General features: G+C 62.0%; 14 protein-coding genes. 4 read left to right on the top strand and 10 right to left on the bottom strand.

The annotated features are described in order from the left end of the window. The first annotated feature begins 241 nt into the window (after positions 1-241). From F8N12_RS02165 to F8N12_RS02150, 4 genes are read left to right on the top strand one after another with little or no spacing between them, the layout of a single operon-like run. Complete coding sequence (locus F8N12_RS02165) at positions 242-1,588, top strand: hypothetical protein (RefSeq protein WP_150578957.1); 1,347 nt, start codon at positions 242-244, stop codon at positions 1,586-1,588. Between the two features lie 35 nt (positions 1,589-1,623). Then, positions 1,624-3,873: an Ig-like domain-containing protein gene (locus tag F8N12_RS02160; protein WP_150578956.1), complete on the top strand. Its 2,250-nt coding sequence runs from the start codon at positions 1,624-1,626 to the stop codon at positions 3,871-3,873. A gap of 59 nt (positions 3,874-3,932) precedes the next feature. Next, complete coding sequence (locus tag F8N12_RS02155; protein WP_150578955.1) at positions 3,933-4,394, top strand: curlin; 462 nt, start codon at positions 3,933-3,935, stop codon at positions 4,392-4,394. A 28-nt stretch (positions 4,395-4,422) separates the two neighbouring features. Beyond that, positions 4,423-5,874 (top strand): curlin, encoded by a 1,452-nt coding sequence (locus F8N12_RS02150; RefSeq protein WP_150578954.1) that lies wholly within the window; start codon positions 4,423-4,425, stop codon positions 5,872-5,874. A 1,077-nt stretch (positions 5,875-6,951) separates the two neighbouring features. Here the strand turns inward: F8N12_RS02150 and F8N12_RS02145 are convergent. From F8N12_RS02145 to F8N12_RS02100, 10 genes are read right to left on the bottom strand one after another with little or no spacing between them, the layout of a single operon-like run. Then, on the bottom strand, positions 6,952-7,818 hold the full coding sequence (locus F8N12_RS02145; protein WP_150578953.1) for a CsgG/HfaB family protein: 867 nt from the start codon (positions 7,816-7,818) through the stop codon (positions 6,952-6,954). Between the two features lie 31 nt (positions 7,819-7,849). Continuing rightward, positions 7,850-8,269, bottom strand: coding sequence for a curli assembly protein CsgF (locus F8N12_RS02140; protein ID WP_150578952.1), 420 nt, complete (start codon positions 8,267-8,269; stop codon positions 7,850-7,852). Then, positions 8,266-8,655: a curli production assembly/transport protein CsgE gene (csgE, locus tag F8N12_RS02135; protein WP_150578951.1), complete on the bottom strand. Its 390-nt coding sequence runs from the start codon at positions 8,653-8,655 to the stop codon at positions 8,266-8,268. The genes F8N12_RS02140 and csgE overlap by 4 nt, the downstream gene beginning before the upstream one ends. Continuing rightward, the gene (locus tag F8N12_RS02130; protein WP_150578950.1) at positions 8,652-9,188 is read right to left on the bottom strand and encodes a type II secretion system protein; all 537 of its coding nucleotides are present in this window, start codon (positions 9,186-9,188) and stop codon (positions 8,652-8,654) included. Before F8N12_RS02130 ends, csgE begins: the two co-directional genes overlap by 4 nt. Beyond that, the gene (locus F8N12_RS02125; RefSeq protein WP_150578949.1) at positions 9,163-9,537 is read right to left on the bottom strand and encodes a type II secretion system protein; all 375 of its coding nucleotides are present in this window, start codon (positions 9,535-9,537) and stop codon (positions 9,163-9,165) included. Before F8N12_RS02125 ends, F8N12_RS02130 begins: the two co-directional genes overlap by 26 nt. A gap of 2 nt (positions 9,538-9,539) precedes the next feature. After that, entirely contained in the window at positions 9,540-10,013 is a 474-nt protein-coding gene (locus F8N12_RS02120) for a type II secretion system protein (protein WP_150578948.1), read from the bottom strand. A 2-nt stretch (positions 10,014-10,015) separates the two neighbouring features. Further along, positions 10,016-11,848: a secretin N-terminal domain-containing protein gene (locus F8N12_RS02115; RefSeq protein WP_150578947.1), complete on the bottom strand. Its 1,833-nt coding sequence runs from the start codon at positions 11,846-11,848 to the stop codon at positions 10,016-10,018. Continuing rightward, a complete protein-coding gene (locus F8N12_RS02110; RefSeq protein WP_150578946.1) occupies positions 11,845-12,360 on the bottom strand; it encodes a hypothetical protein in 516 nt (171 codons plus the stop codon). Before F8N12_RS02110 ends, F8N12_RS02115 begins: the two co-directional genes overlap by 4 nt. After that, on the bottom strand, positions 12,360-12,908 hold the full coding sequence (locus tag F8N12_RS02105) for a GspMb/PilO family protein (protein WP_150578945.1): 549 nt from the start codon (positions 12,906-12,908) through the stop codon (positions 12,360-12,362). The genes F8N12_RS02110 and F8N12_RS02105 overlap by 1 nt, the downstream gene beginning before the upstream one ends. Next, positions 12,895-13,440 (bottom strand): PilN domain-containing protein, encoded by a 546-nt coding sequence (locus F8N12_RS02100; RefSeq protein ID WP_150578944.1) that lies wholly within the window; start codon positions 13,438-13,440, stop codon positions 12,895-12,897. Before F8N12_RS02100 ends, F8N12_RS02105 begins: the two co-directional genes overlap by 14 nt. Position 13,441 lies beyond the last annotated feature (1 nt).

The following is a 13,441-nucleotide window of genomic DNA, read 5'->3' as shown; positions in this document are numbered from 1 at the left end:
AGCCCAGAGCCGGGTTTTTGCCCGGTTATGGGATCGCCGACATTCCCCACCCTCCCCACCTGACCCCAACCCTGGGGCCAATGGCCCGTTCGGACCAAGCGTAAAACTGGACCCACATCAGCCGCGCACGCCTCTGTTCCGCGCCTTGAACAGCCGTTTCGCGCGGTTGGTATGGAAGTTGCCGATACCCTCGCAACTGGCCCATCCCCACGGGACAGGCATTCCGATAGAGGGAATACACATGCACCCTTTACTGTCCAAAACTGCGCTCGCTGTTGCCGTGACCGCGCTGACCCACGGGGTGGCCCAGGCCGCTTTGTTTGCTGTCGATCCCGGACCTTATTTGCCCGCCAATGGTTCTTTCGCCGCCTGGTATCAGGACACCCACGGCCGGACCCTCGATTTGTGCCTGTCCAAAGCCGTCAGCTCCCGGGCACCCGGTGTGCCAGGCGCCCCGTCCTACATGTGCACGCTGCTGCCGACGCCAGGCGTGTTTGACGACACACAGCCGATAGCTTTCCCGACCAACTTCCCCGATGAAGCCTTTTGGTTTACTGCCGACGCGACGATTATCGACGCCGGCCGAGGCATCGACCTTGAATTCGGCACCGCCATCGAAGCGGCGTTTGCCGCTGAAGAGCCGATAGAAGGCGATCAGGTCAGCTTTGCCCGTGTGCGCATTCGGGCCGACGTGCCCACCGCCGGCACCTACGTGGTCACTCACCCCTACGGCGTCGATGTCTTCGACGTACCCGCAGGTGGGCGCCGCGCGATCAACATGACCCGCGACATCGGCATCGGCACACCGAAAACCTACGACGGCGCCTTGCGCGGTGATGTCGGGCCGTTCCTGCGCAGCGTCAACGGTCCTTACACCGAGACCAATCCGTTGACTGGTGCGGCCGAGCAATACATCGGCGACCCGAATCTCGTGGAAGCTGTGACCGGCAGCCCATTCAACACCAACTTCGTGCGCATCGAAGGCCCCAACGGCCTCGACTTGCGGACCACGTTGTTCGGGATCTCAGGCAAGTTGTCGACGGTGGTGCGGCCTACACCCATGATCACCGAGCGCAGCACGTATTCACGCAAGGCCGGCGACAGCGCGCCGGTGGCTCAGCAAGACGTGTTCGTGAAAGCCCCGCCGCCACCGGCTACCGTCGCCCTCACCAGCAACGACCCGGTGCTGAACCTGACCGAGGCCGACACCACCGGCAATTGGTACGCGCAGTCCTCGGTCAATCCGAGTCTGCCGAGCAGCTTGCAACTGACTGCGGATAACCACGTGGCCATCCCGACCAGCACTCCGACCACCCTGTCGATGGCCCTGACCGACCTGGTGGTGATCCAGCGTGCCGAATACAGCCTCAGCTCCGGGCAACTGACGCTCGTGGCTTCCACCAGCGACGAAACCTCACCACCCGTGCTCACCGCCACATCCGGCAGTGGCGCCGCGATTGGCGCCCTCAGTGGTGAAGGTGCGGTGAAAAGCCTGGCCACCGGGATCTCGCCGATCCCACCGGCCAAGGTTCGGGTGACGTCATCCAATGGCGGCAGCGATACCGAAGAAGTGGTCATCGTGCAATGAACACTCACATGCCCAGATTCGTATCAGGAGGCATCATGAACAATTGGCCACGCCTGGCGCTCAACGCCCTGGGACTGACGCTATCGCTCTCCGGCAGCGCGTTCGCGCAGCTTGCCGCCGTCGACCCCGGTCCCTACACCTTCGCCACCGGGAAATTCCCGATGTGGTTTCAGGACAACAACAATCTGTCGATGGAACTGTGCCAGTCGCGCGCCGCAAGTTCGCGCGTGCCAGCCACGGTGCCACCGTCCTACATGTGCATTTTGCTGGCGGAACCGGGCATCTACGACGATGCCCAGCCGATGATTTTCCCGGACAACTGGCCGCCTGAAGCGTTCTGGTATGCCGCGGAAACTTCGATCCCGCAAGTCGGCAACAGCGGTTACGAGATGGAAGTCTATGTCGCGGCGATCGAAGCGGCGTTTGCTTCCGAGGTGCCGGTCGAGGGCGATCAGGTCGCCTTCGCACGGATTCGTCTGCGGGTTTCAGTACCCACCGCCGGGATCTACACCATCACTCACCCGTACGGCGTGGAAACGGTCAACGTCACTGCGCCCGGGCGTCGTGCGATCAACATCACTCGTGACATCGGCATCGGCGCTCCGGGCAATTTCAGCGGTGTATTGGGCGGCAACATCGGGCCGTTCCTGCGCAGCGTCAACGGCCCGTACACCGAAGTGAACCCGGACACCGGCGCGGTGGAAACCTTCGTCGGCGACCCGAATCTCACCGAACAGGTGACCGGCAGCCCCAACAACACCAACTTCGTACGGATTCAAGGGCCGGCCGGCACGATTCAAACCAACCTGTTCACCGTGTCTGGCAAAGTCCTCGACAACCGTGCCCAGACCCCGGTGGAAATCGGCCGCGCCACCTACCGTCGCACCTCCTCCGGCCCGGGCACCAGCAACACCCGGGTGGAGGTCTTTGGTAGCTCGAGCAACAGTTCGAGCCTGTGCTTCCGTGAAAGCGTCGCCCTGGTCCCCGGACCACCGCTGTCGCCCTGCCTGATCAACATGACGGGTGATAACAATGGTCTGTTCTTCGGACAACGGCAGATTACCGGTGCCGTGCCTCCTGTGGTCGTGATCACCGCCAGCAATGCCACCGGCACGACCCGGCCTACCGCCGTGTCGAGCAAGCTCACCGACCTGGTGAAAATCCAGACCGCTCGCTACAACTGGAGCAACAACAGTTTGCTGATCGAGGCCACGTCGACGGATGAAGTGGCCGTGCCGGACATGGTTGCTCAAGGTTACGGACGGCTGTCGAAATCCGGCACACTGCAACGCCTGACCATCTCCGACCTGGCGCAACCGCCAGCCTCCGTCACGGTGAAATCTGCCGCCGGCGGCAGCGACACCGAGCCTGTTGTAGTGGTGGGAACAGCACCGAACAGCGGTGAAAATCAGGCGCCAGTGGCAGTGGCCGACAGCGGCAGCACCAGCTTCGGCATTCCGCTGACCCTCAACCTGCTGACCAACGATGACGATCCCGATGGCGACACGCCGCTGAGCATCACCGCACTGACCCAACCGGCCGCGGGCCAAGGTACGGTGGCGTTGAGCGGCAGCACCGCTGTGGTCTACACGCCACCTGCCGTGGTCAATGCACCGCTGACCACCACCTTCACCTACAAGGCGCAAGACATCAAAGGACTGGCCTCGGCCACCCCGGCGACCGTGACCATCACCGTGGCGCCTAACCAGGTGCCTGTGGCGGTCAACGACAGCATCGCGACGCTGGGAGTGGCAATCCCGATCAATGTGCTCGCCAACGACACCGATCCGGAAGGCAACGTACCGCTGACCATCGCCAGTGTGACCCAGCCTGCGGCAGGTCGCGGCACCGTCAGCTCCAACGGCACGGTGATCACCTATACACCACCGGCCACCGTCACGACGGCGTTCACCACCACCTTCACCTACATCGCCAGGGACAGCGTGGGTGCCTTGTCGACCCCGGGAACGGTCACGGTGCAAGTCTCGCCACGGCCAGCCGCCGAGACCTTCACGGTGACAGCGGCTACGGTGACGGCGCGCTCCAACAATCGCTTCAACTGGGACTTCAGCGGTACCTCATCGGTGACCACCGGCAACACCATCACTGTCGAGGTTTCGACCCCGACCGGACCGGTGACGCTGGGCACCACCACCGTGCCATTGACCGGACGCTGGAGGCTGACGGTGCCCAACAGCACCACGGTGGTTCCATCGGCCAATCCGACTGCAACCATCCGCTCGTCACAGGGCACGGTGCGCTCGGTCACAGTCATCGCCAACTGAGCCATCGCCCCCTCAATCGCATCGGTTGAGGGGGCGAGCGCTTGCCGGAGGATATCGCCATGAAAACGTCGACCGCCGCCCTGCTCTGCCTGCTCCTGTCGTGCAGCAGCGCCGGCCTGCGTGCCGACGATTTGATGGAAAACGAAGACATCGCTCCCGGCGCCGACCTCGGCGAGTTGCCAGCGCCGATCGGCCAGCAAGCCCTGATCGAACAGATCGGCCAGGCCAACTACGCGTTGCTGCAGCAAAACGGCCAGTCGCTGCTTGGCAGCATCGTCCAGGCCGGCAGCAATCAAGAGGCATTCATCCTGCAACAAGGCAGCGACCTGATGGCAATGATCACTCAGCAAGGTTCCGGCAACGCCGCATCGATCACCCAGAACGGCGACCACAACCGCGCGCAGATTTCGCAGAACGGCAACAACAACGACGCCAGCATCGACCAGGCGGGTACGGGGCTTTCCAGCGCCGTCAACCAGGCTGGGAACGGCATGAGCGTTTCGGTCAAACAGTATCGCTAAAGCACTGCAACAGCCCGGAGGTTCCATCATGTTCAAACTGACGCCCCTCACCGCCGCCATCCTGGTCATTGTCAGTGCCCAGGCCATGGCGGACGACAGCGTTTCAAGCCAGAGCCAGCTCGGCACCGCCAACATCGCCGATGTGAAGCAAAGCCAGGCCAGCTTCGCCAGCGCCACCCAGCAGCAACTGGGCGGCGGTAACGACGCGGCGGCGGTCCAGGACACCGCCACCAGCGTCATCACCCAGGATCAGGCCGGCGAATTCAACGCCGGCTATGCCGAGCAGTTGTTCGAAAACGGCAGCACCATCACCCAGCAGCAGGCCGGCAGCTTCAACACCAGCCATGCCAGCCAGTCGATCGGCGCAGTGGGGAGCAACCAGGCCCTGCAACAGCAGCAAGGCACCGGCAACTTCTCCTTCGTTTATCAGGAATCCCAGGACGCCAGCTCGGGTACCACGTATCAGGTCGGTGAAGGCAACGAAGCCAACATCGAACAGTTCATTTTCGGTGCCGGCAACAACGCGACGGTCATCCAGTTCGGCACCGCCAACTACGGCACCGCCGAACAGATCGGCCACATGGCCGGCCAGATCAACATCAACCAGGCCGGCGAAAGCAACTACGCCTACGGTGACCAGAGCTTCGGCGATGGCGGCACCATCACCATCAACCAGCTCGGCGGTTTCAACGGCACCGAAGTCTGGCAGGATTCCCAAGCCGCCAGCCAGGCCACTGTCACCCAGAACGGGCAAACCAACGAAACCGTGGTCGATCAGAGCTTCGGCAGTAACAACGTTGCCCAGGTGCTGCAAGTGGGCGACCTCAACGCAATTTACGCCGACCAGTTCGAGTCGGTCGGCTCGACCCTTGCGCTGTACCAGCAAGGGACCAATAACGTGCACTTCACCTACCAGACGGGCGACAGCCACGTGCTCAACGCCACTTCGGTGGGCAACGGCAACAAAGTCCACGCCAGCAACTGGAAGGGCCCGGACTCCGGCGGCCAGTTCGGCAGCAATCAACGTGCGACCGTCAACCAGGCTGGCAACAACAACATCGCCAACTTCACCCAGGATGGCGTCGGCCATGTCATGACCACCAACCAGACCGGCACCGGCAACAAAACCACGGTCACCCAGGCCGACTCCTACAACGAGCTGTACTTCGACCAGAACGGCAGCGACAACATCCTCATCGCCTCGCAACGCGGCACCACCAACCTGGCGCAAGGCTCCTCCACCGGGTCGGGTAACAGCACCGAGTTCGACCAGTCTGGCACCGGGAACCAGGCGTTCACCAACCAGGTGTATGGCAGTGACAACCAGATCACTGTCAAGCAGACCGACAGCATGAACGTGGCTTATGTGACCCAGGGCGGGACGGGGAATACGGCCAGTGTCGATCAGAGTGGCATGACGCAAATGGCGACCGTGCAGCAGTTTGGCGCGGATAACCGGGCGACTGTTTTGCAGCAGTGATTACGGGGTAAAAAAACGACCGCGGCCCTTTTGGGGGTCGCGGTTTTTTTTCCTGAGAGAGGGGCTCTTCCCGTTGGACTGCGAAGCGGGCCTGTTCGGCTACACCGCATTCGCTGATCTGCGACTGCTTCGCAGCCGAACGGGGGCAAGCCCCCTCACCACAAATGTGTGGGTATCAACTTTTAATCATCGTTTCTGGTCAGCGCACGCAGCTCGGACTCAATCCGCCTGTTGATACTCTGTTGCCGGACAAGCTTTCAGCAGGTGCTGCTTGCGAGCAAGCTTCGCTGCTACAAAAAAACCGGCGCTCACCGTTCGCTTCCACCACCCAAGGCCGAGCGCTGGCTCACCTGCGGTTGATCCTGTGCTTGCACCACCCAAGGCCGAGCGCGAGCTCGCCTGCGGTTGATCCTGTGCCTCCACCACCCAAGGTCGAGCGTTAGCTCGCCTGCTTTTGATCCTGTGCTTTCCACCACCCAAGGTCGAGCGTTAGCTCGCCTGCTTTTGATCCTGTGCTTTCCACCACTCAAGGCCGAGCGTTAGCTCGCCTGCTTTTGATCTTGACCCACCCGCCCCTTCGGGAGGCTGAGTGGAGGTGTGCATCCGGGGAGTGGCGCGTAGCGCCGTTCGACGCAGTCGAACACGCTGCATGTAGGTCGTAGCGAAGCAGACCGGAGGGCAGTGTCCCCGGATGGATGCCGGAGCGAAGGAACGCCGAGCCCCAGCGAGGGGCCGGACGCTCGGGGCGAGCCTTTTTTTGCTTACTTTTTTTTGGCGTTTGAAAAAAAAGTGAGTCGCCGTAAGGGCGAAACCGCCAGCCGCCGTTACCGCAGAAATGGATATGTATTCAGGCAGCAAGAGCCAGGTCGGCCCGAAGGCCGCCTTCGCGAGCAGGCTCGCTCCTACAGGGATTTGGGTACACCGCGGAAATCGGGCTGGAATGAGGGCCGCCTTCGCGAGCAGGCTCGCTCCTACAGGGATTTAGGTACACCGCGGAAATCGGGCTGGAATGAGGGCCGCTTTCGCGAGCAGGCTCGCTCCCACAGGGGTTTGCAAGACTTCCGCCGACCTCGCCGATCACTCACCTGCTTCCTCAGGCACAATCTTACTCTGCGCCAGATACCGATCCAGCGTCTCATTCTGCGCCGCAGCCGAATTATCCCCCGCCACCGCCCACAACCGCCGCTCAATCCCCTGCGCCAGCAGATGCCCCACCGCCGACTCGATCGCCGACAGCACACATAGCTGCGCCGGCTCGTTAGTGGTATAGCCCACCTCAGCCTCGAGCAACTTCTTGAACTCGATAAACTTGAACACCCCGGCACTGCGCCCGACCGAATAAATCGTCTTGCTGGTCATCACATTCGCCAACACCTGGCCACTGCGCACATCCACCGCGCGAAGGTTCACCGAAACCTGGTCCACCCGGTACTCCCGGGAAATATCGATCCCCAGATACCGCGCCCCCTCGCCGCCACTGCGCACGTTGGTGTCATACGCAATGATCCCACCCTCGAGCATCAGATTCGCCGCCTGCAACGGCGGCAACTCACCCTGGATATTCACCGGCGTATTAGCCTTCTTTTGCGAGGCGCGAATGATCTTGCGCTCGGTCAGCAGGTTCTGCAGCCCCTCGCGCTCCAGCACCACAAACCAGCCACTGGCCTGCAACGCATCCATCAACATGCTCGCCGCGCCCTGGGTCACGCTGGTGGAAAAGGAACTGGCCGGGGTCGGCTTGTATTGCCCGGTCTGATCGCGGAAACCGTAGACCACTGCCATCAGTCGCCCCTTGGGCCGCGGCATGTTGATCAGGTCGTAATAGGTCGACGCGCGCGGTGTCAGCGTCGGTGATTCGGTGTCCTGCTCGGCGGGCATCGGCTCACGCAGACTGCAACCCTGCAACGTCGCCAGCAGCATCCCAACCAGTATTATTTTTTTCATGTCCGTCACTCCCCATCGACCCGTGTCCCCTTCAAGGGGCCAGTCCATTCACCTGGATTTCCGAAATTTCACCCGTCACCCGATCGGTTACTACAATCGTCAGCGCCCCCGAATCGTCGAGCACGTCGACGATGAATGCATCGGTGGACAGGCTGCCGGTGTTGCCGGTGGAGATGTTGTCCAGCAATTGCCCGAGCAAACGTGATTCCAGTTGATTGCTGAAGCGTTCGAGGGCCGAGGTGCCGGCCAGCGATGAGCGGCTGCGCAAATCGGGATCGTCGTAATCGTTTTGCGACTGCGCGTTATTGAGTAGCCAGGTGCCGTTCAACGGGTTGCCGCCAAACGAGGGGTTGATCGGCGTGTAGACCAGCTCCGTGGCCTGGACCAGGCCGCCACTGGCGAGGCCGAGCAACCATAATCCGGTGCACTGCGAGAGCGTTTTCGCTTTCATAATTCGTCCCTCTCAAGGTCCGTGGTGTCCTGCAACAAGGCTTCCAGCTTGCGCTGAACAATCTGTCCGCGAACCCAGTCGGCGGCGTCGGAAGCCTCCTCCTTGAGCTCGACGGTGTTGGGCGGCAGAAAGCGCCGGTAAACCAATCGCTGCTGATATTCCACAGTCACCAGGCTGCCCCAGCGCGCTGAAGGCCGTTCGCGCACCACCAGGTTGAAATCCATCGGGCTGGTGGCGCGCAGGCGTTCGGTGAACGCGTAATAAAAGTCGTGGCCGATGTGCGAAATCGTGTCATCGACGACGAAGCCCAGCAGTTCGTCCTCTTCCGCGGCCGAGGCGGACCAGGCGCTCAAGATCAGGATCAAGGCCAGACAGAATCTGTTCATGGCTGCACTCCCGGCGCTGCACCAGGCTGGGCATTCGGTCCGGGCGCACCTTCGAGGAAGGCCTTCTCGGCAACGAACTGCCAGTCCGCGTAACTGGCCATCCCGGTGAAATCCGACCATTGCGCGGGGAAGTCCGCCTGCTTCATCGGCTTATCCGTGGACGGGCTGTTGAGGCCGGTGATGCGCCCGTCAAACCCGCGCATCAAGGTCCATTCACCGCCGCCAACCGGGTCCGGGTACAGCTGCCGAATATGGTGTTTGGCATTGGGAAAACGCTCGTCCTGCAACAGGTCCGCCAGCTCTCTGGGGTACTGTGCCAGCCCTGGCGAACTGCGGTAATAGCTGCGCAACGCCTGGGCGTATTGCGTGCCAACCCAGAGCAACTGGCGCTCGCGATCACGCTTGGAGGCGGTCGACCACAATTGGCCGGCACTGGCCAGGCCCATGCCCATCAGCACGATCAGGAACAGCACGCCGAGGTAGGTGAAACCCTCCTCACCCGCCGGCTTACCACTCGGAATAAAGGCTGCCATCACGCGCCCTCCCGGTGGCACCGCTTTTGATATCGGCCACGCCGCCTGCCACGCCGTCCGGCGGCGCGACCAGCACCCATAGATCCTTGCGCTCGGAAATCGGGTCGGTTGGCGGGTTGCGCAGGTAGCGCTGCTCGACCAGTTGTTCGATGGAATCGGGATAGCGCCCGGTGTCGCCGTAATAGTGATCGAGCGCCTCACGCATGGCTGACAGGCTCTGACGCAATGTGGTTTCTTTGGACGCCTCGAGGCTGTTGAAATAGCGCGGCAAGGCGATGGTCATCAGGGTGGCGATGATTGCCATGACCACCATCAGTTCGAGCAAGGTAAAACCCTTTTGCCGAGTCATGATCACCACTCCCGATACGCAATGCCGTTGAGCCCTTTGCCACGCGCTTGCGAGTAAACGTCGAAGACGTCCTCGCCCTCGCGAGGGTTCAGCGCCGTGCTGTCATAAGAGCGCACGCCCCAGCCGCCTTCGTCGTCACGCTTGACCGGCGCCAGCGGATCGCGCGGCACCCGGCGCAGGAAATAGAACTTCGCTCCCTTGGCGCTGCGCACATCACGCACGCCTTCGACCAGCACCTGCAGGTTCGGCGGGTAACCGCTGCTGTTCAGCGACTTCTCGATGTAACCGGCGTCGAACGCACGTTTGTAGGCGTCGATGGCGTCGCGAATCTGGTACAGCGCGGTGCGCAATTGCTGCTCTTTGCCCCGGCGCACCACGGTCTCGGTCAGCGGCGCGGCCATGCCGGCCAGCAGGCCGATCAGGGCCAGCGTCACCACGACTTCGATCAAGGTAAAACCGCGCTGGGAGGCGTTCATGATCAAGGCTTCCCGATAACGACTGGAGTGTTGACCGCAACCGGATGGTCGAGGCCAGCAGGCTGAGTCGAGGTCTGCATGCGCCGGTCCGGGGCCTGAATGTGCAGACTGGTTTCGGTGCCGGTGGGGAATTCCATGTCCGACGGGCTCTGGTACGGCAGGTTGCGTACGATGCGCGGCGTGATCGACAGCACCAGCTCGGATTTGCCGACGGTGTCCTTGTTGCTGCCGAACAGGCGGCCAAGCCCGGGGATGTCGCCAAGGCCAGGAATCTTGTTGCCGGTGGCGCCGTGATCGTTGCGCATCAGCCCGGCGAGGATCTGCGTTTCGCCGTCATGCAGACGCAAGGTGGTCTGCGCATTACGGGTGTCGACCTGCACCGGAATCGTGCCTTGGCGGGTCGGCTCCAGCGGCGTTGCATTGCTGACCTCCAGCGCGATCTTGATGGCGACTTCGCCGTTGAGGTGCACGGTTGGCTGCACTTCCAGCTTCAGACCGACATCCAGGTAAGTCACGCTCTCGGTGATCACCGGCCCTTGGGTAGAAGGCACCGACGTGGCGCTGATGATCGGCACACGCTGACCAATGTGGATACGCGCCTGTTCACGGTTGCTGACGCGAATCACCGGGCTGGCCAGCGTGTTGATGTCGTTGTCCTGCGCGTTGATCTTGGCCTGTGGCGACGGCGAAATACTGATCCGGCTGGAGTTGATGCCCTTGAGTTGATCCAGGATGGTCACCGCCGAACCGTCACCATTGACTACGCCAAAGGTATTCGGCCATTGCAGACCCAGGTCGAGAATGCGCTGGGTGGCGACCTCCATCACTTCCACTTCCAGCACCACTTCGGGGTTGGACTGGTCTTGCGACTGGAGGAGCTTTTCCGCCATGCGAATCGCGTCTTCGCTGTCGCGCATGGTCAGGGTGTTGAGGCGTTCATCGACGAACACGTCGCGGGTCTTGAGCATGGTTTTGATCATGTTCAGGGCCGTATTGGCGTCGATGCTCGTCAGGTAGAACGTGCGCATCACCAGCTCTTGATAATCCTTGAGCTTCTGCGGCGAGTCCGGGTAGATCAGCAAGGTATTTTCGTTCACCACTTTCTGATGCAGCTGGTTCTGTTGCAGCAGCAGTTCCACGGCGTCTTCGATGCGTACATCACGCACAAAGATGGTGGCCTTCATGTCCGGGCGCAGGTCTTTGTCGAAAATGAAATTCAGCCCGGCGACCTGCGACAGCACCTCGAAAATGGTCTTCAGATTGGCGTCGCGAAACTCCAGGGTCACCGGCCGGTCCAGGCGTGTGCGCAGCTGCGGGTAAGGGATGACGTTGCGGCTCTGCACCAGGCGAATATTGCCTTGCAGTTCCAGCGCACCGTCGTTTTTCGGGTCCAGTTCGAGGATCTGTTTGACCTGGCGATCGGCGCCGTAAATGTCGCCGCGACGCAGGTCGCCACGGGCCAGTTCGAGCTTTTCATCCATGCTGCGCAGGTAGTCAAGCTGGCGCAGGGCATCCTGGGCGCGCCGGTTGTTCGGCTCGATGGTCAGCACCCGGCTGTAACCCATGCGCGCCTGGGGAAAATCACGGTGCGCACGGTCGGCATCGGCTTGGGTCAGCAGTGCGGTAATCGCCTTTGCGCGGCCACTGTTCAAGGCCAGATGCAACTCCGTGTCGCGGGGGTTCTCACGCAGTCCATCGTCGATCCGCGCCAGCCCGGCTTCGTACTGGCCCTGTTCGATCAGGTCAGACGCTTCCTTATTGGCGACCTGGGCCGAACTGCACGCCGCCAGCGCGGTACACAGGCACAAGCTAGTAAACAACCGGGATCTGTTCATTGCGCGCTCCCCACAGACAACGTCTGGGATAAATGCAGAGGCAGGTAGACCAGACTCAATTCCACATCGGAAATGCCCTCGATCCGCCAGGTGTCGTCGATCACATCCCCTTTGCGTACGACGTATATTTTTTCGCCGTTCTGCAGAAAAACCTGCAAGTCGGAACGGTCATCCATGCGGCCAACAAACTGGAACGGCATCGGCGGTGCAGTGGGGACTTGCACCACCGGGGCGACGCTGACGGGTTGTTCAGTGACGGTGGCGATCTTCGGCGCGGCCTTCCAGCTGCGCGCCGCGAACAGGTCGCCGGCCGGACTGAGATCCTTGACCACGGCGGCTTTCGTGCTGGCAGAAGCCGCCGGCAGCGTGCCGACGTTTTTGCCTTTGGCGGGGTTCGCCATCACGGCGACCACATCGAGGTCGTCCGTCGGCATCAGGTAGTCGGGCAACCAGGCCAGCGCTGCCGCGATAGCAAAAAAACCGAGCCATGCTGCTACGCGCTTGTTATTCATCATGACCTCGACAGGTAAAGGGTCATGCGGATCCGGCCGGTCAGGTCGGTGTCGGCGATCTTCTTGCGCTGGAACTCGACGTCTTCCACCACCACGGCCGGCAGTTGCAACAGCAAGGCATGCAGGAAGCGCCGCAGTTGCGGGTAGCTGCCGCGCACGGGCAGGAGAATCTGATAGCGCGCCAGATGGGTCTTCGGGTCGATGCCCAAGGCGTATTCACCACGGGCCAGGTTGATGTGTTCCTGCGCCGCCAACGCATAAATCTTGTCGATGGCGACGGTGGCCTGCGGTTGGGACGGCAGCTTGCTGCGGAAGTCATCGAGCTGGCGCTGCGGCACCACCGGCGCGGCGACACTGCCGTCCTCGACCCGGGCCAGGTATTCACCGGCTTCACGGGTCTGCTGGCTGAGCTGTTGCAGCGACTGCCAGTCCGGCATCAGCCCCGTCAGGCCATACACCAACGCCACCAGCACCATCGCCAGCCCCGCCAGCCCGGGCACGCCGAGCCCTTGCAGGTATTCGTGGACGATCAATTCAGGGATTCGCATCGCCAATCTCCCAAGTAGCCGACAGGTTGAATTGCACCGGGCGTTCCGCCACGTTGACGACAATTTCGTGGCTCAGCAGCGAGACATCGGAGAGCTCGTCGCTGGCCTCGAGATTGCGGTGAAAGCCGAGCATCGCTTCCAGGTCTTTCGCCTCGGCGCTGATTCGCACCTGACCCTTGCGCGCATCCGGGGTCAGCGCCAGCAGCGCGATGTTGTCCCGTGGCAGGCTCTCAAGCATGGCGAACAGATGCTCCCACGGCCGCCGCAGCTGCTGCGAGACCTTGCGCATTTCCGCGAGGTTCTGTGCCTGCTCACGGATTTGCGCCGGGGTCAGGCTGGTCTTGCTGCCACTGTCACCGGTCAGCACACGCTGCGCGGTTTGCAAGTGGCCTTGCTGTTGTGCCGCCTGCTCACTGAGGTGGTGCTGAACGAACAGGCAACCGAGGGTCAAAACGGCGCCGACGGCGAGCAGGCTCCAGCCCAAGGGACCGGAGCGGCGACGTGGCTGGAAATCGAGCATCAGCGGGCGCATG

Source organism: Pseudomonas fluorescens, assembly GCF_902497625.1.
GTDB lineage: Bacteria > Pseudomonadota > Gammaproteobacteria > Pseudomonadales > Pseudomonadaceae > Aquipseudomonas > Aquipseudomonas fluorescens_BQ.
Note: the sequence above shows the minus strand (reverse complement) of the source record. Positions and strands in the feature narration are given on the sequence as shown.